General features: G+C 55.3%; 13 protein-coding genes and 1 tRNA gene. 10 read left to right on the forward strand and 4 right to left on the reverse strand.

Annotation, left to right across the window (positions count from 1 at the left end; translation table 11 throughout):
- Nucleotides 1–9: 9 nt before the first annotated feature.
- Nucleotides 10–86 (forward strand) — tRNA-Arg (locus K8I01_03790).
- Between the two features lie 628 nt (nucleotides 87–714).
- Here K8I01_03790 and K8I01_03795 read toward each other — a convergent pair.
- From K8I01_03795 to K8I01_03810, 4 genes are all read right to left on the reverse strand, one after another.
- Nucleotides 715–6759 carry a chitobiase/beta-hexosaminidase C-terminal domain-containing protein gene (locus K8I01_03795; GenBank protein MBZ0219539.1) on the reverse strand — a complete coding sequence of 2015 codons (6045 nt, stop codon included), beginning with the start codon at nucleotides 6757–6759 and terminating at the stop codon, nucleotides 715–717.
- A 79-nt stretch (nucleotides 6760–6838) separates the two neighbouring features.
- Nucleotides 6839–7018 carry a hypothetical protein gene (locus tag K8I01_03800; GenBank protein MBZ0219540.1) on the reverse strand — a complete coding sequence of 60 codons (180 nt, stop codon included), beginning with the start codon at nucleotides 7016–7018 and terminating at the stop codon, nucleotides 6839–6841.
- A gap of 134 nt (nucleotides 7019–7152) precedes the next feature.
- Complete coding sequence (locus tag K8I01_03805) at nucleotides 7153–10149, reverse strand: AAA family ATPase (protein ID MBZ0219541.1); 2997 nt, start codon at nucleotides 10147–10149, stop codon at nucleotides 7153–7155.
- Between the two features lie 529 nt (nucleotides 10150–10678).
- Nucleotides 10679–12628, reverse strand: coding sequence for a fibronectin type III domain-containing protein (locus tag K8I01_03810; GenBank protein ID MBZ0219542.1), 1950 nt, complete (start codon nucleotides 12626–12628; stop codon nucleotides 10679–10681).
- 599 nt (nucleotides 12629–13227) lie between these two features.
- Between K8I01_03810 and K8I01_03815 the strand changes: the two genes are divergently transcribed.
- The 9 genes from K8I01_03815 to K8I01_03855 all read left to right on the forward strand — a co-directional run bounded on the left by K8I01_03815 (nucleotide 13228) and on the right by K8I01_03855 (nucleotide 25500).
- On the forward strand, nucleotides 13228–13977 hold the full coding sequence (locus K8I01_03815) for a class I SAM-dependent methyltransferase (GenBank protein MBZ0219543.1): 750 nt from the start codon (nucleotides 13228–13230) through the stop codon (nucleotides 13975–13977).
- Complete coding sequence (locus tag K8I01_03820) at nucleotides 13978–14673, forward strand: class I SAM-dependent methyltransferase (protein MBZ0219544.1); 696 nt, start codon at nucleotides 13978–13980, stop codon at nucleotides 14671–14673.
- Nucleotides 14661–16526, forward strand: a complete 1866-nt coding sequence (asnB, locus tag K8I01_03825) for an asparagine synthase (glutamine-hydrolyzing) (protein MBZ0219545.1) — start codon at nucleotides 14661–14663, stop codon at nucleotides 16524–16526. Before K8I01_03820 ends, asnB begins: the two co-directional genes overlap by 13 nt.
- Nucleotides 16516–17442, forward strand: coding sequence for a glycosyltransferase family 2 protein (locus K8I01_03830; GenBank protein MBZ0219546.1), 927 nt, complete (start codon nucleotides 16516–16518; stop codon nucleotides 17440–17442). The genes asnB and K8I01_03830 overlap by 11 nt, the downstream gene beginning before the upstream one ends.
- Before the next feature lie 25 nt (nucleotides 17443–17467).
- Nucleotides 17468–18382 (forward strand): glycosyltransferase family 2 protein, encoded by a 915-nt coding sequence (locus K8I01_03835; protein ID MBZ0219547.1) that lies wholly within the window; start codon nucleotides 17468–17470, stop codon nucleotides 18380–18382.
- A 96-nt stretch (nucleotides 18383–18478) separates the two neighbouring features.
- A complete protein-coding gene (locus tag K8I01_03840; GenBank protein MBZ0219548.1) occupies nucleotides 18479–19369 on the forward strand; it encodes a class I SAM-dependent methyltransferase in 891 nt (296 codons plus the stop codon).
- The gene (locus tag K8I01_03845) at nucleotides 19359–23075 is read left to right on the forward strand and encodes a hypothetical protein (GenBank protein ID MBZ0219549.1); all 3717 of its coding nucleotides are present in this window, start codon (nucleotides 19359–19361) and stop codon (nucleotides 23073–23075) included. Before K8I01_03840 ends, K8I01_03845 begins: the two co-directional genes overlap by 11 nt.
- Entirely contained in the window at nucleotides 23072–23662 is a 591-nt protein-coding gene (locus tag K8I01_03850) for a hypothetical protein (GenBank protein MBZ0219550.1), read from the forward strand. The genes K8I01_03845 and K8I01_03850 overlap by 4 nt, the downstream gene beginning before the upstream one ends.
- An 8-nt stretch (nucleotides 23663–23670) precedes the next feature.
- Nucleotides 23671–25500, forward strand: a complete 1830-nt coding sequence (locus K8I01_03855; protein MBZ0219551.1) for a hypothetical protein — start codon at nucleotides 23671–23673, stop codon at nucleotides 25498–25500.
- Nucleotides 25501–25660 lie beyond the last annotated feature (160 nt).

A 25660-nucleotide genomic window follows, 5' to 3' on the forward strand; every position in this document is an offset into this window, starting at 1 on the left:
CCATCGATTGCGCCTGTAGCTCAGTCGGATAGAGCAACTGCCTTCTAAGCAGTGGGCCGGGGGTTCGAATCCCTCCAGGCGCGCCATTTAAATCAAATGGTTACGAGATTTTTCGTAACCTTTTTTTTCTTTGAAATTTAATTGTTATACAAATTACCAGCCACCAGATATGTACCCGAACGAGATCTGGTTATCGATATCATATAATCAGGTCATATGAGGGGAGATTTTATCTGGCGGTCGTTATAGACCTGCTCTCCAGGATGCTGGTGTGGTGGTCGATGAAGCCACCCAAGGGAGCTGGCCCTTGACGCGCTTTTTATAGCAATTTTGCGTCAGTGTGGCAAAAACTCGGTGATCGTACACTCAGACAGGCTCTTAATACGGCAACGACGACAGGGTGAGGTCCTGCAGGAGTGCATGGCATGGTAACCAAGCATGAGCTACAGGGGCAACTGCTATGACAATGCCATGGCAGAGTCTTTCTTCAGCAGCTTGAACAAGGAACGCGTTGTGTAGGAATCTACCGACCAGGGAAGAGGTAAAAACCGACCTCTTCGACTACATAGACTTTTTTTACAATAGGACCCAGCGGCATAGCCACCTCGGGCATGTCAGCCCATATGATTCAAGATGGCTTCTTAAGGCAAAGAGTGGCTGTCTACAAAATCGGGTGAAATCCATGACCGGCTCCGCCCCGTTCCAAACCTACCTTTATTGTATCGTTATCGGTGTAGCAGCCGTGTTGTTGCCCTCGTTACTCTCGGGGTTGGTGTTAGTGGCGTCGGACACCGCACCTATGTAGTAGCTTCCGGGTGCGATTGTGGCAGGTATGGTCAGCGTAGTCGTAGCGCCGCTCGACGCGCCTCCTCCAAGGGCCCCTACCGACCTGTATCCAATATAGACGTCGGCCTTGGTTATGGTCGCGTCCGTGGAGATATAGAACCTCACGTAAGACTTGACCGAGGTTCCTGGTCCCTGGTTCGTTACTGTGCTGGACACCGACATGCCCGTCCCCCTCACGGCGCTCGACGGCCCGCTCAGGGCGCTCACCACAAAATCTATGCCGCTAGTTATTGTAATCGGCGTGGCGGCCGTGTTGTTAGCCTCGTTACTCTCGGGATTGGTGTTCGTGGCGTCGGCCACAGCGCCTATGTAGTAGCTACCGGGCGCTATGGTAGCAGGGATATTCAGGTTAGTTGTCGCGCCGTTCGTAACACCTCCTCCAAGGCCCCCTACCGACCTGTTGCCGATGTATACGTCAGAGGTCGCTATGGTAGCGTCCGTGGAGAGATAAAATCTCACGTATGACGTGTTCGATGTCCCGGAGCCCTGGTTTCTTACTGAACTGGACACCGACATGCCCCTTCCGGTCACGGCGCTCGACGGCCCGCTCAGGGCGCTAATGACCAGGTCTATGCCGCTCGTTATGGTTATGGGTGTGGCAGCCGTGTTGTTGTTCTCATCAGACTCCGGGTTCGTGTTCGTGGCGTCGGCCACAGCCCCTATGTAGTAGCTACCTGGCGCGATTGTGGCGGGTATGCTCAGCGTCGTCGTAGTCTCGCTCGAAGTACCTCCTCCAAGGCCACCTACCGACCTGTTGCCAATGTATACGTCAGAGGTCGTTATGGTCGCGTCCGTGGAGAGATAAAACCTAACATATGACGAGTTCGATGTCCCGGAGCCCTGGTTCGTCACGGTGCTGGACACAGACACGCCCGTCCCGATTGCGGCGCTCGACGGCCCGCCAAGGGCGCTCACTATGAGGTCTATGCCGCTCGTTACAGTTATCGGCGTAACGGCAATGTTATTGTTCTCATCAGACTCGGGGTTGGTGTTCGTGGCGTCGGCCACCGCACCTATGTAATAGCTGCCGGGCGTTACGGTAGCCGGGATATTCAGGGCAGTAGTCGCGCTGCCTGACGCGCCTCCTCCAAGGGCATCCACAGCCCTGTTCCCTATGTACAGGTCGGAGGTCGTTATGGTCGCGTCCGTGGAAAGATAGAACCTCACGTACGAGGAGGTCGAGGTCCCGGAGCCCTGGTTCGATACGGTCTCGGACACGGATATGCCGGTCCCGCCCGCCGCGCTCAACGGCCCGCCAAGGGCGCTCACTATAAGGTCTATGCCGCTCGTTATGGTTATGGGTGTGGCAGCCGTGTTGTTGTTCTCATCAGTTTCCGGATTGGTGTTAGTGGCGTCGGCTACAGCCCCTATGTAGTAGCTCCCTGGCACCACGGTCGCGGGTATGTTAAAGCTCGTAATCGCGCCGCTCGAAGCACCTCCTCCAAGGGCATCAACAGCCCTGTTCCCGATGTACAGGTCGGAGGTCGTTATGGTCGCGTCCGTGGAAAGATAGAACCTCACGTAGGATGTGGCAGAAACGTCGGCGCCCTGGTTCGTCACGATATCGGATACCGATATGCCAGTACCATTTGCCGCGCTAGCTGGCCCGCTAAGGGCGCTTACTATGAGATCAATGGCGGGTGAATATTGTATGCTGTCGGAAACAGTTGAGGACACATTCCCTGCCGCGTCCCTGAACTGCGCGTATACGGTCTTTGTCCCCTCTCCGGCAACAAGCGTCCATGACTTGCTCGTTGCATAGCTCTCCCACGAGGACCATGTTGTGCCGTTGTTGCTGAAACGCATCTGTGAACAGCCACTCACATCAGAGCAGGACAAAATCAGGCTGATATTGCTTGAACCGGTCGAGGCAGCACCGCCGTTGATTGTGACGGAAGCTGTAGGGGCGGTGGTGTCAGCAGATATTTCGGTAATAGCGTGTGAATGAGATGCAACACCAGCAGCAATAGACACCACGCTCGCAAGCCCGCCAACTTGCACAGGAAAAGTCCTGCCGGTGGTCGTCCCGTCACCTAGCTCACCAGAATAATTCCAACCCCATGTCCAGAGCGTACCATCCGATTTAAGGGCTATGGTATGATCGTATCCAGCGGCAATCGAGGCCCAATTGTTGTCCATACCGATTTGCACAGGCGCAGTCCTGTTCGTTGTTGTTTCATCTCCGAGCTGGCCAGTTCCATTGTTCCCCCATGCCCAGAGCGTACCGTCTGATTTAAGGGCTATTGTATGATAGTATCCCGCGGCAATCGAGGCCCAATTGTTGTCCATACCGATTTGCACAGGCGCAGTCCTGTTGGTTGTTGTTTCATCTCCGAGTTGGCCAGTTCCATTGTTTCCCCATGCCCAGAGCGTACCGTCTGATTTTAGCGCTATAGTATGATCGCCTCCTGCAGCAACATAGGCCCAATTATTATCCGTCCCGATTTGCACAGGGGCGGTCCTGTAAGTGGTCGTCCCGTCTCCGAGCTGGCCAAATCCACTGTTTCCCCATGCCCAGAGCGTGCCGTCGGATTTGAGAGCTATTGTATGAATGCCTCCAGCAGCAACAGAGATCCACTTGCTATCAGTCCCAACTTGTACAGGGGCGAGCCTGTTGGTGATTGTCCCATCTCCGAGCTGGCCCCACTCATTCCCACCCCACGCCCAGAGTGTGCCGTCTGATTTAAGAGCTATAGTATGATATACTCCCGCGGCAACCAAGGCCCACCTGTTATCCGTTCCGATCTGCACTGGAGAATACCTGTCGATTGTCGTCCCGTCCCCGAGCTGGCCCCATGCGTTCAAACCCGACGCCCAGAGTGTGCCGTCTGATTTAAGAGCTGTTGTATGGTCAGTCCCAGCGGCAACCGAGGTCCAATTGTCATCCGTTCCTATCCGCACTGGGGCGGTCTTGTTGGTGGTGGTTCCATCTCCAAGCTGGCCATATCTATTGAGTCCCCATGCCAATACGTCTCCGCCAGCGATCGTATAGTTCTGTATCTCAACCTCGCTCTCATTCCCTGCCCCGTCCACGGCAAAGTACTTGAGAGTCATGGAAGTACTGACCGGGATAGACATGCCCGCCAGTATGGATTTTGATGAGGTCGTCGGGGTCGAGCCGTCGGTCGTGTAGTATATGGTCGCGGCCTCGTCGGCAAAAATTGTTACGCTCTGGGCGGAGACATAGGTGCCGCCTGGGACAGAAGCCGTTGCAGTCGGCGGGGTGGTATCGCTGCCGGAGTTTATGGTTATTGAGAGGCTCTGGCTGGTAGTGAACGAAGCGGAGTCGGTCAAGTCAACAGTGAATCCGTAGCTCCCGGCGGCTGTCGGAGTGCCGGATATCTCACCCGTTGATGCGTTCAAGGCAAGTCCTGCCGGGAGGCCGCCGCCCGGGATGCTCCAGGCGTATGGTGCGCTCCCTCCGGTTGCAGTAAGCGTCTGGCCGTAGGACGAGCCGACCGTCCCGTCGGAAAGCGACCCGGTTGTTATGGCAAGGTCGCTTACGGCTGGGCCAGAGAGAGCGCCCGAAGAAGGCAGACTTACCGGGTTCAATCCGTCAGACGCCTCGAAGTAGTAATTGTGGGAGCCGACCGCAAGGCTCGCCGTATATACATACTGCTCGCCATTGGCGTAATTGCCGTCCTGAAGGGCTGCTTCCGCGCCTGTATCGAAGCTCATCTCATTGCATGAGCCGTCTATGCAGGCCCTTATGTATGAAGGCGCGTTATTGTCCGAATCGGAATAGACCACCTTGTAAGTGAAGGTTATCGAAGGCGAGCCAGCATTTGGGGCCAGGCCGTCCGTGCCGAAGCCTGCCTCATCTGAGTAAGACAGTGAAGGCGCGTTATTGACTCCTATCTGCACAGGTATATTTTTATCTATGCCTGTCCCATCCCCGAGCTGGCCAGATGAGTTACGCCCCCATGCCCAGAGCGTACCGTCGGATTTGAGGGCTATGCTATGTTGGGCTCCCGCGGCAACTGAGGCCCAGTTGTTGTCGGCACCTATTTGTACAGGGGCATATTTGTTGGTGGTCGTCCCGTCCCCGAGCTGACCATAGGCATTACGCCCCCATGCCCAAAGCGTGCCGTCTGATTTGAGAGCTATGGTATGAGCGCCTCCCGTGGCGACCGAGGCCCATTTATTGTCCGTCCCGATTTGCACAGGGGCATACCTGTATATCGTCGTTTCGTCTCCGTCTCCGAGCTGGCCGTAGTTATCGTCTCCCCATGCCCAGAGCGTGCCGTCTGATTTAAGCGCTATATTAGAATTGCCTCCAATAGCAACCAAAACCCAATTGTTGTCCGTCCCGATCTGCACTGGCGCGGTTTTATCAATGGTCGTCCCGTCCCCGAGCTGGCCAGCGAAATTCCGTCCCCATGCCCAGAGCGTGCCGTCTGATTTGAGGGCTATGGCATGCTCGTGCCCCGCGACAACCGAGGCCCAATCGTTGTCCGTCCCGATTTGCACAGGGGCATACTTATCGGTAGTCGTCCCGTCACCCAACTGGCCAGAATCATTACGCCCCCACGCCCAGAGCGTGCCGTCTGATTTAAGCGCAATGGCATGATAGTTTCCCACGGCAACCGAGGCCCAATCGTTGTCCGTCCCGATTTGCACAGGGGCATACTTATTTGTAGTCGTCCCGTCTCCGAGCTGGCCAAAATCATTACGCCCCCACGCCCAGAGCGTGCCGTCTGATTTGAGAGCTATGGTATGAGCGCCTCCCGCGGCGACCGAGGCCCATTTGTTGTCCGTCCCGATTTGCACAGGGGGATACTTATCGGTGGTCGTCCCATCCCCGAGCTGGCCGTAGTAATTCCTTCCCCACGCCCAGAGCGTGCCGTCTGCTTTAAGTGCGCTTGTATGGAAGTATCCCGCGGCAATTGAGGCCCACTCAGTGCCGATATTCGTAATCTCCACGGGGGCATTCCTTTGAGCAGTTGTCCCGTCTCCGAGCTGGCCGTAGTAATTGTATCCCCATGCCCAGAGCCTGCCGTCGGATTTGAGGGCTATGGTATGATTGTCTCCCGTGGCGACCGAGGCCCAGTTGTTGTCAGCGCCTATTTGCACAGGGGCATATTTGTTGGTGGTCGTCCCGTCACCGAGCTGGCCATAGAAATTACGTCCCCATGCCCAGAGCGTGCCGTCTGATTTAAGCGCGCTTGTATGGAAATGTCCTGCGGCGACCGAGGCCCAATTGTTGTCCGTCCCGATTTGCACATGCGCAGTCCTTTGGGTGTCTGTCCCGTCTCCGAGCAGGCCATATCCATTGTATCCCCACGCCCAGAGCGTGCCGTCTGATTTGAGCGCTATAGTATGGGTGTCTTCCGCCTCGACCGACGCCCAGTTGTTGTCCGTCCCGATTTGCACAGGCGAGGTTTTGTTGGTGGTCGTCCCGTCTCCGAGCTGGCCATTTCCATTGAGTCCCCATGCCCAGAGCGTGCCGTCTGATTTTAGGGCTATGGTATGACCGCTTCCCGCGGCAACCGAGGCCCAGTTGTTGCCAGCACCTATTTGTACAGGGGCATACTTATCGGTGGTCGTCCCGTCACCCAACTGACCGTAATAATTAAGCCCCCACGCCCAGAGTGTGCCGTCGGATTTGAGGGCTATGGTATGATTGTCTCCCGTGGCGACCGAGGCCCAATCGTTGTCCGTCCCGATCTGCACTGGCGAGGTTTTGTTGATGGTCGTCCCATCCCCGAGCTGGCCTTGTTCATTGTATCCCCACGCCCAGAGCGTGCCGTCGGACTTGATTGATACTGTGTGATATTGTCCTGCCGACATTACCGCCTTGGCCGCGTCGCCTCTTGCTGCGGCCAGAGAGGGGACGGCGAAGATAAGGCAGGCTAAAACAACCAGGGCCGCCTTAAGCCTCAGGATTACAGAATAGAATTTCACTTTTCCCATGTCATAACTCCTCTAGAATTTCTTTTATTCTTTGCGCGAGAGCGCGTTTATATGTAAACGAATTTCAACTGCAAATATGTCACGCCTTGGGCGGAGAGGTGTTTTTTTTGAGTTTGAGGTTTTCAATGTCTATTTTCAGGACCCCGAGCAGGCCTTCGATATCGTTGAAATTCCTCTTCTCGCCACCCTCTACCGACTCCACAAGCCCGGCTATCCCTTCCTTGTCGCGCCTGTATATGCGGACTATAAAGGTATCCATCTCCACCCCATTTTATTTTCATGAAAGGTAACACGGGGAAGACTACAGATTGTCTACGGATTGGGAATATTCCTAGTTACTTGATTTTTAAGAAGATTTTGCGAGCGATGCAGGCATGGCTTATGCTGGCGTGACTATATCCCATCCTTAAGCGCCTCGGTCCGCGCCGATGGGCTTATGCCGAGGTGCTTTTCCAGGTTCTCCCTGCACAGGTTGTAGACCTTTACGGCCTCGGCATGCCTGCCGAGGTTTTTATGGCAGGCCATTAGACGCTGATACAACTCCTCCATTAGGTTGTCTATCTTAAGCCCCTTTGCATAATACCGCGCGGCCGATTCCCAATCCCCCTGCGCTTCGCCACTTTTACCCATTCTTATTATCAGGCGTAAAAACCTGTCCCTCAGGCGCTCGCGGACGGAGATCGACCAGTCATTGCGATCCGCAGGCAGGAAATCGCCCCGGTAGAGCTCTGCCGCCTTTTCGAACAGGTGGCCCGGACAGCTCTCGTCCTTTGCAATACTCTCAAAGGCCCATATATCCGTCCAGCAATAGGCCGGGTCGAGCGTCACCAGCCCGTCCTGCAACCGAAGCGCCTTGTCAGTGCCGAGCAGGCGGCGAAGGCGAAGGAGAGTGACCCCGAAGGATTTATGCGCGGCGTCCCCGTCGGCATCGGGCCAGAGCGCGTCATTCAAAGTATCCTCGCTGACGTCCTTTCCACCTAAAGCGATTATCGCCTTGAGCATATCAAGCGGTTTTTTCTGCACCTTGCCCTGAGACTCGACAGGCTTTCCGTCGACGACAATCTCGAATCTGCCGAGCGTATAAACCCTTATGGAGTAAGGCCAGCCGTCAACGGGTCTTTCAGGCACTAGCCCGCGTTTTGCGATCAATTTCTTGACGTATTCAGTCTCTATCCCGAGTTCCAGCGCCTTTGCAGAGAGGCGGGACATCCTTTCATCTTTCCACCTCGGGATATTCCAAATGCCGCATTTGGCGGCAATGGCTAACCCCCGCTCCAGCAGGACAGCTCCTTCTTTATCTCTTCCGCGCTCGAATGCGAACCTGGCCCCGTTCAGACTTCCCCAGCATTCCAAAAGGGGCATTACGCCTCGGCAGAGGTCGAGCGACTTTGCAAGGGCGGCTTCCGCCTCTTCAAAAAGGCCGTCATCGTAATACGTCGATGCCAGGCTTAGCAAGGTGATTGACTGCACGAAAGGCCAGCCCATCTTTTCCGCGTTTACCGCCGACCACAGGGCATGGTCCGCCGATCTTTTGAGGTCGCCATCGTACCAGGCTATCGATGCGGCCTTGTAATGATAAAGCCCTTTATCCCCCCGCCGCGGGCTGTTGATGCGAGACATCCTCTCAAACCATGGATGCGCAAATGAAGGCTGTCCCAGAGAGAGGGCCCCGTAGATGCCGTTCGCTAGAATGAAGAGGTCGAAAAGGTGGACTCCGCTCTCATCAGCGTTCTTCAATCCTTCAATAACCGCGCGATGGCAAGAGGACCAGTCGGCCACAATCCACGAGTACATCGATTCCATGAGATACCAATACTGCTTGGATAACGGATCGCATTCTCTGGACTTCGCCAAAGGCCTCAATTTATCTATCAAGAACCCGCATCGCAGAGTGTTCCCGCCCCACATACAGGCATGAAAAAGCTGACTTCCGAGCGCCATCTTAAGTTGTACATTATCGGTCTCCAGCACGGCCCGTTCGACCCTCTCGGTCCAGACGGGCTTATCAGGATGTCCAGGTTGCCGGTTCATGATTGCAATCAGCATCCCTGCCGCCACGCGCACTTCGATCTCGGGCGAAGGCATCACAGGATAGGTTTTCAGCAGTTCTTCGAGAACGGCTATCCAGTGGTCGAGAGGGGCAAAATCCTCCCATTCGTAATTGAATGAATCGACAATGCTCGCCCAGGAGAGGAATATCCCGGCTGCGTCTTGGTCGTCCCTGAACTGCTCGAAAGCCTTTTCTAAAAAACCTCTGCTCTCGCCGGGAGCAAAGGCCATTTTGCAGATGCCCACCCAATATGTGAGCCAGGGGTCGCTCTCCCTTACCTCCGCGGGAAGGGCCTCTATCAAGCTGTTGACGGTCGCGCATCTTCCCTGTGACGCAAGGGCAGGCGCATGGGCCAGTATGAGTCGCACTGCGTCAGACCAGGCGCGCGCGTCAACATATAATCCGCAGGCCTCTTCCAGCTCCCCTCTTTCTTCCAGAAGACCGGCTGTCTGCGTTTGTATCGACGAGACCTCTTTGGCTGAAAATGTCTCGTTTGCGAGATTCAAAAGAAACTCCCTGAAAAGGGGATGGTACTGGTAGGCTTCGCCCTGCCTTTGCGTGAAGAAGTGCTCGCGGCTGAGTCTCTCTAATATTTTTCCGGCAGGCACATTGCTTGTCAGTCTTTCAGCCATATCCGGCGCGACCTTTTGCATGAATGACGTTCTGAGCAACAGGTCCCGGGTCGACCCTTCCGTTTTGTTGAAAACCTCACTGGCGAAATAATCGAACAGCTCGCCCTGCGTTTTCAATTCCCCGCCCGCATTGAACCCTCCGCGCCTCGCCTCTTCAATCATCAGAACGAGACCCGCCGCCCAACCGTCGGTCTTGGTTTGCAGCGACGATAATGCCTCGTCGCTCATGCCGCATGATTCTCCGGCAATCATCTCTTTTGTTTCTTCAACGGTAAACCGGATGTCGTCCCATCCGACAATACGCATCTTCCTGCCGGCCCTGATGCGCGAAAGCTGTGGCGGCGGTTCTGCCCGGCTGATGATGACTACGCTTATCCCTTCGGGGATTACCTCCAGGGCCTGCGACATCATCTCATGAAAGGCCTGGCCGGGTGCGTCCTGGTAGTTGTCGAAGACGATTACCCCCCCGGTTCCCTTCTTTGACGGGGAAGGACTTCGGGGCAGCAACCTGCCGTACAGGTTTTCAAAATAACGCCTTGTAAATGTCTGGATGCCGAGCAGGTATTCGGGGGTCAGGAGGGGAAGTGGTTTTTTATTCTTCGGGGCGGATTTTTTTCCGGCAAGCCCCATGTAGTAAAAGAAAGTGGCGAGGTCCCCGTCGCCTTCATCGACCTGATACCAGAGGCACGGGAGCTTTCTGGAATCCAACCAACTTGCCGCAAGCGAGGTCTTGCCGGAGCCGGCCGGGGCGCAAACCCATGTAACAGGCCCCGTCCGGGCCTCGTCAAGAGCGTGAAAAAGCCTTTTCCTTTGGAAAATATTCGAAATAGTCGGACGAGTGATTTTTGTCAGAGATGGGGATATGGGCATCATGAAGCTTCTTGTCAAATTTATAAAAATTCATTTTTTATACTATTTTAAGTGACAAATTGCAATCACATTTAATGCAGACTTTATTTAAATACATACAGAGAAAACGGCACTGCCTTAAAGATAAAGCCCATGAACGAAAGTCCATGGGCTTAAATACTGCTTTCTTCCAATTTTTCTTTTGTTTCCGGTTCAATACCCTTTGCCGAACCTCTTTCTCGCAAGGACCAGCCCGGCCTGAACCGAGGAGGAACAGAGTGCCGGGTTCGGAACCCGAGCCCCCTATGTTGCCAATATCAACTGCTCTCGCTTTATGGTTCTGCATAAACGGGAGGCAACACCTGATAATTTGTAGCTTACATGGGAACTATTGTGCAGAAGGTCTATGTGTACACAATCCAAACGGTCCATAAGTCCAGTCTTCTGCTCCCCAGCATAGCATTGCGGTCCCATCAGCGTAAGTTGTCACCTGACCTGAAACTGTTAAAAAACTTAAATTTCCTGAGTTTGAAAGTGTTCCGCTACCGGTTATTATTCCATGGTTTGGATTTGAAGGTGATAATGTGATATTACCTGTCCAGCTAAATAAAAAAACTACACTGTTAGTAATACTGTAGTACCCTGAATATACCCCTGATACAGAATCACCAGAAACCGTATCGCTCTCCGTGTATATCCAGCTTTCTCCTGATGGCGCAGTATTGGCTTCACCACCAGCATAGGTGCCTTCAAATGTGTTAGTTTTTTTTGACATTTCATTTGACTCGTTACTCTCAATGCCTGTTGAATCCAACGATGTCACAACGAAGTAATAAGTTGTTCCTCTACTAAGGCCCATTACAGTGTACGACGTGCCGGTTGCTTCCGCTGTACCCATGTAATTGGTTTTGCTTACGCCAGTGCTTGTAAGCCAGTAGACCTTGTATCCAGTCGCACCCTGGACCGGGTTCCAGTTTAAGGCAACCTGTTCTACTCCAGATGTAGCCTCCAACCCGGTAAGCGCACTTATCTTGGACAGGGTCGCCGACACTGTCGTTGAAACCTCCTCAATCCCATCATACAGAACGAAGGAGAACGGGACATCTTGATCGCTTGAAGGATCCTGCAGGAACTCAAACGTAAGCTCGATCTTGTCTCCAAGCGCCCTTGATGATCCCCTTATATTGCTGCTAGATATGCTTTGTATTGCATAATCCGCCGGATCGGCCACCTCGGTGAGAGTGTTTTCCGCATCCACCCCCATTATCTGGTCGACCCAGGCCTGAGGCAGCAAGGATATTACAGGAGTGATTACTGATTTCAAAGTCTCCACCGCGCTCTTTAACTGTGCATTCCGTATCGAATATGTCGACATGATCTGAAAGGTCATGGGAACGCCAGAATCAAACGACGGATTGGAGGTGGAAACACCGGCCGCAACTGTTTTCATGCTTACGAGGACAATACCTGGCCCTGTCGAAAGGTTTTTGGATTCCAATATATCATCGAAAAGTTTTCCAACACACTTGGTAAGCGCGTGCTCTTCATCTGCGAGAGTTTTCACAAGGCTGTCCAGCAATAAGCCGACAGCAATGCCCGCCGCGATTGCGCCGAGTATAGGCATTGTCTGACCTGCAATAATTGCGACTGCGGCAGCGCCTACCAATGCTTTGGTCCTCAGGACGCTCCCTACGAACTGAATGGTTCCATTGAGACAGTCCGACTCGCTGAATGCCTTTAAGGAGGCCGCGGTCATGGCATTGCCGGCCATAATATTCGCATTCAGGAAGTTCGCGAGCCATAATTTCTCTTCCTGACTCAACGAATCCATATTTGCTGATTGCGCCGCAAGATTGTCCCTGACCTCTATGAGCTTTGAAAGAATCTCTTCCGAACCGGCCACACCGGTCAGGCTGTTTATCTGTTCATCGAGAGAACCAGCAACGCTGGTTACAAGATCGTTAATATAGGCTTCAGGGTCTTCGATTGATGGAAGAGAGCCTACCGTTAACGGGAGGCTATATGCCTCGCCTTCAATATCGATATCAATGGTATGCGCGCCGGGGCTCAATTCAGGAAGGAGAAAGGCCAACGTATCCCCGGAAATTCGATAAATAGTGATTGGGTTCCCATCCAGAGTTCCCTGATAACTATCCGAAGAGAGCGTCAGGTTGGAAGATTTGACACTGGCGACCTGATACGGCACAAATGAGCTCCCTTCTTCAAAATAGAGGGGCTCGTTATTATTCGAGCTGCCTAAATTCCCTCCCCCGCCTCCTCCACAACCAGTAACAAAAATAAAAACGGCTAAGAACGCATAGATGAATACGGTTTTCAAGCGCTGCATGTTTTCTAACACCTCAATTTTAATAATTTTTCTAAAACTTATTAAGCATTTGCATTTTCGTGCTAGTCGCCTTTGGGGCGATAAAATCTCCCTTAAACCACCTGCGACAGCGTCCGGCTAAAAAGTGGCGTCTAATTCCACCCAATTTTTCTTTCAAGAAAAATAGCACGAGTTGAACTACAGATTGACTACAGATTGATTTTTTTCGAACCTGCTGAATTTTCAGGAGGATTTCGGAAAAGGCACAGACATGTTTTATACTGTGCTGGGCTATATCAGCCGCCTCGGCCCGATTCAGGTGAATTCGTCGATTAGGTTTGTTGAAGTCGGGGACTAATTTCGACCCGGGCATCGGGCATCTTCCCCCGCACGCGAGGGTCCCGGTATAGCAACATTATTCCGGATCTGCCTTAAGAGGCATTAAAGTCGGAAAGTACGGAATATACCAAATAGGTTTACGGCCTTGATAAAAAAAAGGCGCAGGTTGACAAACCGCGTTTTTGGATTATGGTCTTTTTACAAAAATAATGATGTCCGTTGACGGGCCACGCCCAGCATTATTTCGGGCCAGGCCGGGCCAAAAGCTCAATATGGAAAAGACTACCCTGCACGAGGGGTTTTGCATCTCGATCAATGCAATGAAGCCGCTCCGGCGGTATATGCACCGGACCTTCGAGAGGGCCGTCGAGCAAAACCTGGCCAATATCCTGGGCCTCATAGAGCGCGATCCAAATGCCGTTCTCCTTGACTGCGGCTGCGACGACGGGGCCCTCACCAGGAGATTTGCCGCGAAGGCTGAGACGACAAAGGTCCACGGCATAGAAATAAATCCGGCCGGAATCGCAGGCGCCGCCGGCAACGGCATTAATGCCGAGCCCGCTGACCTGAACGGCAGACTTCCTTTCGATGATGGCAGCTTCGATGTGGTCTCCGCAAACCAGATCATAGAGCACCTCCATAATACTGAGATGTTCCTTGACGAGATTTACAGGGTGCTAAAAAAAGGCGGATACGCGCTCATATCCACGGAAAACCTCGCGAGCTGGCACAACATCGCCGCCCTGTTAATGGGTTGGCAGCCTTTCTCATTGACGAACGTGAGCGCCAGATACCTCGGCATCGGGAACCCGCTCGCGCTCCACAGGGGTAAATCAATCTCGCATGAGGCGTGGCAGCACCTGAGGGTCTTTAGCTTTCGCGGGCTCAAGGAGCTTTTCGAGCTAAAGGGCTTCAGGGTGGAGAAACTACTGGGCGCGGGATACTTCCCGCTTCCGGGTTTTTTCGCCGCAGTCGATCCCAGGCATGCCGCTTTCCTTACGGCCAAGATAAGGAAGGCGTAATTGATCCCGGCCAGGTATGAAGACAGCACAGGCCAGCGCCTTACGGGCAGGCACAGGAAGAGCTTCCGTTTTATTAACGGAATCGAGGGCATCAGGGTGCTCGACGTCGGCTGCTCGTACGGCTGGTTCGAAAAATGGGCGCTCGACAACGGATGCAACCGGGTCATAGCCATAGAGCCCGATGCCGGGACATTGAGGGAGGCCAGGGCGCAGGCGCCGGGGGCAGCGTACTTGCGGGCGTCATCATTGAAGCTGCCTTTACGGAGCGCGTCGGTCGAGAAAGCTGTCCTCTGGGAGGTGCTGGAGCACCTGCCGAGGGGGAGCGAAATAGACGCACTCAGGGAGATAAACCGGGTACTTAAGAAAGGCGGATGCCTTTACCTCTCAACGCCCCATAAGACTTTCTGGGCCTGCGCGCTGGATCCGGCGTGGTGGCTGGTCTCGCACAGGCACTATTCCCTTGACGAGCTGAGGGAGGCTGCCCGCAGGGCCGGGTTCGAGGTGGCCGGGGTGGATTTCGGGGGCGGGGCCTGGGAGCTTTTTTCGATGATACTTCTATATGTATTCAAATGGTGCTTCAGGAGGGATGTCCCCTTCAAGGATATCCTTGAGTCCAGAAGAGACCGGGAGTTCGCTTCCCCCGGCGGCTGGACCAACGTCTTTTTGAAGATGAGAAAAATCGCATGTGCGGAATAGCCGGTTTTTATAGTCCCAGGGAGCAAGAGCCGGGAAAGGTGCTCGATAGGATGCTCGGCCGCGTCCTCCACCGGGGGCCGGACGAAAAAGGCGCGCTTCTGGATAACGGGGTCGCCCTGGGCATAAGAAGACTCTCGATAATCGATTTAAGCACCGGGCAGCAGCCTATCTCGAACGAGGACGGGAGCGTCACGGTCGTCTGTAACGGCGAGATATACAATTACAGGGTGTTGACTAACTGGCTCTCCAGGAAAGGGCACGCCTTCTCGACCCGCTCGGACGTGGAGAGCATAGTCCACGCCTACGAAGAGGAAGGGACGCAGTGCTTGAAGAGGCTCCGTGGCATGTTCTCCTTCTGCCTTTACGACAGAAGGCGGCGCCTTCTCTTCTGCGCGCGTGACCGGCTTGGGAAAAAGCCCTTTCATTATTACGAATCCGGGGGGCGATTCGCCTTCGCCTCGGAGATAAAGTCCCTTCTGGAGCTTCCGTTCATAACGAGGGAGCTAGACACCGGCTCTATCGCGAAATACCTCGTGTACGGCTTCGTGCCCGCGCCTCATAGCATATTCAAGGGCATAAAAAAACTCCTCCCCGGACATTACCTCCTTTACGACCTGGCGTCAGGGGCGTGCAGGACCGGGCAATACTGGGACTTCGATCATTCGAAAAAGCACGAACCCGGCCGCGGCGAGGCCGAGCTCGAAGACGCCCTCGTGGACGCCGTGAGGTCGAGGCTCGTAACGGACGCGCCCCTCGGTGCGTTCCTGAGCGGCGGCATCGACAGCAGCCTCATCGTCGGCATGATGGCCCGGCTCATGCCCGCGGGCCGAATAAAGACATTCAGCATCGGGTTTGACGAAAAGGCCTATGACGAATCGGAATACGCCGCGGCCGTTGCGGAGAGATACGGCACCGAGCATCGATTACAAATATTCCGGGGCGACGAATGCATGGCAGTCATCGGCGAGGCGCTCGGCCGCCTTGATGAGCCGCTCTCGGACCCGTCCCTCATTCCCACATATCTCCTCTCGAGGTTCGCAAGCGGCCACATAAAGGTCGCGTTGAGCGGCGACGGAGGGGACGAGGTGTTCGGCGGCTATCCCAAATACTGCATACACAGGTATGCGCGCCTTTACGACTCAATACCCGGATTCCTCAGGAAAAATATCGCACAGGGGCTTACGGCGCTCGTGCCGCTGCAAATTGAAAATACTGTCTTAAACAGCAAGGTCAGGAAGTTCCTGGAGTGCTCCGGTTACAGCCCCGAATACAAAAACCAGCTCTGGACCAGCAATTTTATGGCCCGCGAAGTCGAAAGCATATCGGGCCTGGCCGCGTCGCAGGACCTGGACTGCATGGAAGAGGTGGACTTCTGGGGGGGCTCATTCCGGGGCGACGACCTCATAGACAAGATGATGTACCTCGACGCAAAGCTCATGCTCGCCGACATGTACCTCGTCAAGGTGGACAGGGCCAGCATGATGAACTCGCTTGAGGTCCGCTCTCCCTTTCTCGACCAGGAGGTCGTGGCCCTCGCATGCAGGATGCCTTCCGGGGACAAGGTCCGCGGGCTTACAACAAAACGGGCGCTCAGGCGGCTTGCGCTCAAGTACCTGCCTGAGGAGCTAGTCTACAGGAAGAAGAAGGGGTTCGGTCTCCCAATCGCCAGATGGCTCAGGGAAGGACGGCTCAAGGAGGTCGAGGAGATGCTGGCCTCATCGGCCGCGCCGTTCATAAATAGAAAGGCCGCCCTGGGACTTCTGAACGAGCATAAAAGCGGCGGCGCGGACAATTCAGGGAAGATCTGGAACATCTACGTCCTGCTGCGCTGGTACGAGGGATATGGAAGGTAAGCTCGTCTCGATCATAATACCGACCTACAACAGGAAGAGACAGGTACTTGCCTGCATCGAGTCCCTGATGGACTCGGACTACCCTTCGTTCGAGGTCATCGTCGTGGATAACGCCTCCGAGGACGGCACTGCCGAGGCGGTCGAGACCTCATTCCCTTCGGTCAGGGTCGTAAGGCTCGGGCACAATACCGGCGCGGTTACCGGCAGGAACGAGGGCATAAGGCGCGCAAAAGGCAGTTATCTCTGTTTTGTGGACAGCGACAACCTTCTCCATAGGGACTTCCTCCGGGAGCTCGTAAGGGCTGCGGAACGCGACCCCGGAACAGGGTTCGTCGGCCCAAAGATGTATTTCCGCTCCGACCCCCGGAGGATATGGTACGCGGGAGTCGAAATAGACCACCGCACCAGCAGGACGAGTTACAGGGGGCTTAATGAGATCGACACCGGCAAATACGACAGGGAGGAGGAGGTGCACCATATCCCCAACGTATGGCTCGTGAAGCGGGAGGTCGTGGACGCGATAGGCGGCATGGACCCCGCTTATGTGATGACCTACGGCGAGGCGGAATGGGCGGCGCGGGCAAGGCTCGCGGGGTTCAAGGTGCTCTTCTGCCCGAGCGCGGTCGTATACCACGATATTCCGCTACCGGGGGAGAAAAAGGGGCTCAGGGCCAGGATAGGCTTCGACAGCCCCTACAGGATCTACTATGCGGCAAGGAACCGGGTGCTCTACATGAGGAAGTTCGCGAAAAGAGGCGACTACCTCGCGTTCCTTCTTTTCTACAATAACCTTTTCCTTCTCTGGTACTGCGGCCTGCTCGCGGCCTCAGGCCGGTTCGACCTTCTGAAGGCCTACATAAAGGGCTATTTAAGCGGGATCACAAACCGGAGCATGCTTCAGAAGCCCTCGGCCTGACGTCCGGGCCTCGGCAAGGGAGAAAATGGAAGCGCGGATACTTGTCTGCATACCGAGCTACAGGAACCCCGAAAGGCTCAAGGAATGCCTCGCGCGCGTCAGCTCTATCGACCGGCGCGGCCGGACGGTCGAGACACTCGTCGTCGACAGCGGAACCGACCCGGCTGAGCTTGAGAAGGTAGTCGGCCATTTCGAAAATGTCGAGCTTGTCACTATGGAGAACAGGGGATACGTGGGCTGCGTGAACGCGGGGCTCCGCCGCGCAATCGAGAACGGCTTCGAATACATGCTCGTCGTGACGGACGACGCCCGCGTGGAAAGCGGCATCCTGGACGGGCTTATGCCACCCCTCGCAGCGGACGAGCGGGCAGCCATAAGCGGGTGCAAGATAATTCATGTCTCAAAAGACCGTGAGGGCGGGGTGAAAAAGGTCGTCATGCCAGGCGGCTTTCTCGGGCACTGGGCCTTTCCCAGGAGCAGGAACATACCCGAGGACTCGACTGAGCTTGCCGAATGCGACTGGGTGAACGGGGCCGTCCTCGCCATGAAAGTGCGGGTCTTCCGTGAAATAGGCCTCCTCGACGAATCGTTTTTCATGTACTTCGACGAGCTCGACCTGGGGCTCAAGCTCAAGAGGGCGGGCTACCACGCGATCTACAATCCCCGGGTCAGGGTCGTCCACGAGTCGGGGAGCGGCTTTTACGGCATAACATCGGGCAAGGGCGGGGCATACGCGAGGTATTACCTTACGAGGAACGTGGCGCTCCTGTATTACAAGAAGTCCCTCGCGAGCTTCGTCTATTTCCTGCCGTATTATCTGGTCATCTCGGCCCTTCGCTCTGCCGTATTGACGCTCAGGGGCAGGCCGGACTGCGGCCTTGCAGTGCTCCGGGGCGTGAAGGACTTTTTCGCCTGGAACCTGGGTCGGGGGCCTTATTAGGCTGGCTTGAAAATGGGTGCTGTGAATTCAAAGAAAACGACCTTGCCTGTAGAGAGCTGTCCGCTTTGCGGCGAGAAGGAAACTTCCCGCGGCTTCATGAACTTCGACAGGCTCCACAGTCTGCCCGGCTCCTTTCCCGTTAGAGAGTGTTCCGGCTGCTCTTCCCTTTACCTCAAGGAAGCCCCACGCGACCCAGGAGCATACTATCCGGAGGGAGAATACTATTCCACCTACGAGAGCAACACGAGCGAGCTCAGGGCCAAAAGAAAGCTCATAGAGCTCTTCTACTCCGGCGGCAGAAACCGGGGTCTTCTTTACCTGCTCCTCTACCCGCTGAGGGGCAGGGTGCAGGGCGTACCCGATTACGTACCGGGCGGCAGGGTCCTCGATATCGGCTGCGGGTTCGGCCTTCTACTGGACCTCCTCAAGGAGGCCGGATGGGAGACCCACGGCATAGATATAAGCGCGAGGGCGATCGAGCTTGTCAAAAAAAAAGGGCACAACGGGGTCTCCGGTGAGCTCAAGGCCGGGCACTTCGATTCCGGGTACTTCGATGCGGTGATCATGAGCCATTCGATAGAGCACCTGAAATCTCCCAGGGAATATCTCTCGCTCGCGCACGAGATGCTCAGGCCCGGAGGCCAGATCATAGTCCTTGCCCCAAATGCCCGTTCGCTCGGGTTCAGGTTCTTCGGCAGGGCGTGGGCCCCCATCGAGACGCCGAGGCACCTTTTCGTACCATCACCAAAGGCCATGACGGGGCTTCTGAAGGACGCCGGTTTCAAAACCGAGTCCCTGAAATACACGGGCTCCAACTGGTCCCAGAGCCTGGACTATCTTCTTAACGGAAGATATAGGCCGGGGTCCTTTTTTTACAAGCCGTTCGTAAGCCTACCCCTTGAGGCGCTCGCGCAGGCGCTGAATCTCCTGCACCTCGGCGATTCTTTCCAGATAAAAGCGAGGAAGGGGCCTTCCGATGCTCGATAGGCGGGACTTGAAAAAAAGGCTCATCGCAGCGGCCTTCATCCTTGCGCTTCCCCTGCCCTCTTTATTCTGGCTACCGAAAGGGAGCGTGCTCGCGCACGGCCCTGTATATCCCTGGCCCGATGCCGCGGGGCTCTTTGATATTTCAACAGGACACCTTTTCGCATGGGTAGAGAGTAGCGGGTTCGGGGGTCCAAATACCGAGCCGGCGGGTTTTCTTTTTTATCTCTATGCCGGGGCGCTCTCATTTCTATTTGGAGACACGCACCTTGCCCAGTCGTTTTCCCTCTATTTAGGCTACGCGGGCTGCATGGCGGGTGCCTACTTCCTTTCGCGCACACTCGGCCTCGGAAGAACGCCGTCCCTTGCGGCCGCCGGGGTTTATATTCTGAACCCGATAATCTTTTCCGGAATGCCTACCGAGCCGCTTAATCCGCGCCTCCTTCCGTATCACGCCGGGGCGCCCGTGGTGCTTGCCATTGCGGTCCGCGTCATAAACGGAGAAGCCCTCCGGAAAAACATCGCGCTCTTCGCGATCGCGGCCCTCTTCCTCGGCTCCCCCGGATATTCAAGCCTCCAGTACTTCGTCCTGCAGCTCTTCTTGATAGCGATATATTCTGCATGCCGCCTTCTACGCGAAGAAGGCGGCGAATGGGCAGGCACGGCAATGCGTACGGCGCTCGTTCTGCTTGTCTTTTTCATGATTAATATGTACTGGCTCGGGCTTTTCCTTTTCGACCTGGGCGACGCGTACGCGAGCAGGCTCGAGCCTGGGTTCTCGGATGCCGACCTCCTGAGGGGGTTCGGCCTCGATTTCATAAACGGGCTCATGATGCTCCCGGTCCCGGAGCTTTCAAATTCCTTCCCGTGGGTCGCGGAGTATTACAGGACAGCCACGCTTGCGGCCCTCTTTTTTTTCGTATCGATAGCCGGGCTCAGCTTCCTTTCAAAGGAAGGCAGGGAGAAGGCTATTTTCCCTGGCATGGCCGCCGCGCTCTCTCTTTTTCTGGCCAAAGGCACCAAAGCCCCTTTCGACTCGCTAGGGGAGGCCATCTTTCTGTCGCACCCGTATATTACAAGGCTTTTCAGAAATCCCTCTTACTTCGAGCTGGTTACGGTCCTTGCGTTTTCGCTCCTCATGGGGATAGGGACGGGGTTAGTAATGAAGAAGGCGCGTGCGCACTCATTCAAGGCTGCAGCCGCAGCAATGGCAACGCTGGCGGCGTCGGGAATCATTTACGGAAGACCATTCTTCAGCGGAAGTGTCATTGAGAGCGGTGAAAAGGCGCTATCATCCCAGTTCAATTACGTGCCCGACTATTACCTTGAGCTGAGCAGCGCGTTGAGGAATGACGAAGAGACTTCAAGGATAATGGCCGTGCCCGCCTTTACCCGCCAGGACTGGTTTGTCGCGTACGGATGGGAAAGGAGTTTCCTGGGCGGGCAATTCCTGAACCTCTGGTCCGGAAAGCCGCTCATCCGATCCATCTATCCGGGTAGCGCCGGGGTAAACCCCCTTTTCGATTCAGCCATGAGCCCGGAGCTCGCATTCATCTCGCCCGAGGCCTGGCTGTGGCTAATGAGGGTCGGAGGCGTGAAATATGTGACCCTCCACGGCGACACGGATACGAAGCTCCTGCGTTCGTATGATAAAAGGCTCGGAGACACGGAGGGCATATACAGGTTCATAAGGAACTCGCCGCATATCGAAAAAACCGGCGACTTCGGGCCCATAGAGCTTTACGCTCTCAGGAGCGGACTAAGGCTTCCCAAGGTATATGCATCCGATGGGTTCGACCTGGTCGAGGAGATGCCTTTCGAGGAATCCCTTCCCCTGCTTTCATTTATAAGCTCCCGTGAAAGGCCTTTGATCGCGTTCTCGATGCAGCAGCCCCCGGGAGTCCTCGAAAAGATAAAGGCCTCAGGCCTGGTCAGAGGCGTGCTCGCCCCCTCGGATACCCTCTCGGTGAAATCCTATGCCTCTCCGTCGTCGCTTACGGAAAGCAAGTCGGCCGTCAGCTCTTTCGTAATCTCCGCTCCCGGCGGGTTTCAGAAGAGCCGCGTCTTTTACGACACCGATCCCGGCGAATACAAGAAAATATCCTTTCCGGGCGGCGAAGGACAGGCCAGGCTTTCAGTTGCCGTGATGCCAAAATACCGCGCATTCGCGTTCAATGAAGATTTTACGGCAGCAGCGCGAAATTTCGAAACCACCGGGAAACTGCTCTCGCTCTACGCGCCTGAAGACGATGGAACGGGCGCACAGTTTCCAGACGACCGCTTCAGGGCCGTAAGGAGCGGAGGGAAGATAAGCGTCATAAACCATTCGGCAAAAACGGCTGTTGCGGACCTAGGCCTCGCTCTAATGCCGCTTTCCGAAACTGAAGAGATAAGGGCGTACATAAACGGAAGAGAGTCCATTTCCGATAATGGCAACTCCCAAATAGGGGCGCTGGCACCGGTCGAGTTGGAAATTAAAGGGGTGCTCCTATTTCCGGGCAGTAACGAACTGAGGATATACCTGAAGGAACCGGGACCGCCGGATGAAAAGATGGCCCGCCCCATCTTCGGCCTCGGGAGGCTCCTTCGCATATCGGTCCTCGAAAAAGACCTCGAATTCCCGGAAGACGGCGTTATTGAAAGACCTCTATCGGCTTCGCCTGAGGGCATAGGTTTTCTCCCCGGCGCCCGGTGCGTGGACGGATATCTTGCGAGCTTTGCGAGGGACGTAGGCATGGCAGACCTTGAAAGGTTTCCTATCTTCTCGATGGAATATGCCCTAGAAGCGCATCCGGGGCAGGGTATCGAGGTCTCGTTCATGCTGGACACAAACGGAGACGGGAAGGCGGACGCCTCAATAAGCAAAGCGCTCCGGGCCAGGGCGTCAGGAAGGCCCGAAAGGTCCAGGACGGACGTTATGGGACTTCTTCGGACACATATGCCGGACCAGAAGAAGGCATACCTGACAACGGTAGGGTTCATGGCCCATTGCGATGATTCCGAACGGCCCGGCAATGCGGAGGCACCAGGGCCCGGCTTCAGGCTCCGTTCTATCGGTCTTTTTTCCAGACAATCGGAAAAAACAAAGGTGCCGCTCGATTGGGAACCGCCGGTAATTAAGGCGAACGGCGAGAGTGTCCCGATGGAATCACATGAAGGAGGACTGTTTTTTTCTGCAGATCTCCCATCCCCAAAAGGCATGCAAAACCTTGAGGTCTTTGAAACGGACGTGGCGGGGGTATACTCGATCTCGGTCGAGCCGGAACCCTTAATCGCTCCAGTTTCCGGCAGCGCCCAGAATGCGCCCGGCACGGAGGGCGGTGGGCCGCTACTCAGATTCGAGAGGATAAATCCCGCGAGGTACATGGTACATGTCAGAGGGGCCGACAAGGGCTTCGCGCTCGCATTCCTTGAGGCTTATCACCCGGGGTGGAGGGCCTATATCGGAGTGCCCGGCCGTGGCGACAGCGGCTCGATACTGGTAGAACGGCTTAGAAGCCGCGGAGCGCGGGAGCTCGATTCGCACTTCGTCGCCAACGGATATGCGAACGGCTGGCTTGTGCCGGATGAGACTGTCGGAGATGGCGAGTTTACGATAATCATGGAGTTCAGGCCGCAGATGTCGATGGAGGCGGGGCTTCTCTTAAGCGCGGCCGGCTTAATATCGGTGCTGGCCTTTTCGCTTGCTGGCAGAAAGGCAGGTAGATGAGCGCCCGGTTGCTTATAAAGAGACTTGCCGCCGAACTGGGCATTCTGGCCCTCTCCCTCTTCCTTGCCTATAATACCTATAAGGAAGTAATGAGGGCCTTGAGTCCCCTCTCAATGGAATTGAGAGGGGCGCTGAAGGATTCCTTTCCCGAGGCCCTGCTGATATTCGCCACCTGCTCCCTCCTTTCACGACCGCTCTTTTCAAAAAGGCGCCTCCTATTGCTTATCTACGGCGTGGCCGTGAACGCCTACTTTTATTTGAAAGGCGGCCACTACCTTTTCGTCCACAATATCGCGATCGCCTATTTTATTCTTCTTTCATGGACTTTTGCCGCTCTTCCGGGGCTTGCACCGGGCACGGATGCAGGAGAGAATCTTCCCGCATGGGCGCGCGAGGCAAGGAAACTGACCTCCGATCTGCCGGGCGTTTTTTTCTTCCTCTTTTTCATTTCTATCCCGCTCTGCGGCGCGCTGGCCGTTCTTCAGCATGATTCGGCTGCGAAGAGCCTGGCGGACGTCTCTTATTTTCTCCTCCTTTCGGGGCTCGCAAGCGAGCTCTTCAGTCCGAGACGGTGCAAAGAGAAATGAATACGCCTATGAGCCGCCTGGAGGCTATACGCATAGCGGCCTTTTTCCTCTTCTCGCTACTCCTGGCCATACTATATACATGGCCGGTGATAACGGACATATCCGGCATATTTTACGGGTTCCCCTGGGACTCGCTCGGCTCCATTCACAGCTTCTGGTGGTTCAAATTCGCGTATCAGAACGGCATCCCTTTCCGGGAGCACGCGTTCAGCTCGTATCCCGCCGGGGTCGACCTCTCGGGCGCGCCCTTTTTCTATACCTACTACCTCGCAGGCCTCGGACTAACGCTCCTTACGGACGAGGTGGCCGCGTACAACATCATCAGGATAACGAGCTTCCCTCTCCTGGCAGTTACCTCGTATCTCCTCATCACCTATTTGGTCCACGACCGGCGTGCGGGCATGTTCTCCGCCCTCGCGTTCTCCTTCTCGCCCTTCCATACCGTCCGCCTGATGTCGCACCAGCCCGATCTCTTCTGGGTGCCCCTGCTCACATACCTGTTCCTCCGCATGCTGAACGAGGGCGGCCTAAGGCTCCACGCGGCCTTCGGGTTCGTGCTCGGGCTTACACTCGTGGACAGCGCTTATTTCGCCTATTTCTTTGCGCTCCTTTCGCCGGCGCTTGCCGCGGCGAACCTGAAATGGCGCCTGCCCAAAAGGGCCTCTTTAAAACCGGCAGCCCTGAGCCTTGCGGCCTTTTCAGCGGCATTCGCTGCCGCCATCCTTCCCATGGCCTTTCCGGTTTTAATGAAACTCGGCGAAGCACAGGTGCACATAAAGACGCTCGATGTGGCGCGCCCGCTTTCAGACCTCTTCGTTTTCTCGGCAAAGCCGCTCGATTACCTGCTCCCTTCTAAACACAACTACTTCCTGGGCCGGCTCGTCCCTGACCTCGGCCTGGGCGCTCTCAAGGGGCACAGGTACATCGAGCACACGCTGTATATCGGCTGGACACTCATAGCCCTCGGCCTTTATGCCGTATACAGGGTCTCGGGCAAAAAGGACGGGCGCATTCACGGACATGGCGACCGAAAGAATGTTTACACCTTTCTCATACTGGCCGCTGCGGCCGCGCTCCTCTCAGGCCCGCCATTCATACCGCTCGGCGGATTTACCGTAGATGCAGCTACGAGAGAGGTCTCGGCGGAGAGCAAGATATATCTCCCGCAATACTACCTCTTTCACCTTTTTCCCTATTTCAGGAGTTATGCCCGGCTCGGCGCGTTCGTAGGGCTCGGGGTCTCCGTACTCGCGGCTTTCGGGATAAAGGAATTGCTGGCCCGTACCGGTTCTGCAAAAAAAAAGGCTGCCCTCGTCGGTTTTCTGGGCATAATCCTCGTTGTCGAGTTCGCGGAATTCCCAGGGTTCAGGGTGACTGAAGTCAATGTCCCGGACTACTATGCCTTTCTGGCAGGGCAGCAAGGGGACTTCGCGGTAATAGAGTACCCGATAGGCCCGCCCCATGACCCTTATACTTCATACGAGTACCTCTTTTACCAAAGAGTGCACGGGAAGAGGCTCGTAAACGGGACCCTGGCAGGCGGTCAGCTTAAAAATAGTCTTTCCGATATCTCGGACCCGCAGACGATTGACGCGCTGGCCGGTATAGGAGTAAAGTATATCCTTCTACACAGGCACAAGTACGAGAGGGGAAACGAGTATGCGGCAATGGACTGGGTAACAAGGCCCCCGAGGGACAAGCTCTTTCCGGAGGGCTACGATGACGGCAGGCCGCCCGACATCTCGAAGGTGCGGGAGCGGCTAAGTGAGGTGAAGGATTTCGGGCCCACTGTACTGTATGAGATAAGATTGAAGCCCTTGCAAGGCGGATATCTTTGACATCGGCTTACCCTTAATCTCACCAGACGACCTCAGAGTAGTCCGGCCACCAGGCGACCCTGCGCCTATTTGAAAATTATCATCGATTTATCCGGCTTTTACTGGACCAGTTTGGCGATTTGAAAAGATTAGGGGAAAACACTCGATATGTGCTATGGTA

The organism is Deltaproteobacteria bacterium (genome assembly GCA_019912665.1).
Taxonomy (GTDB): domain Bacteria; phylum Desulfobacterota; class GWC2-55-46; order GWC2-55-46; family GWC2-55-46; genus UBA5799.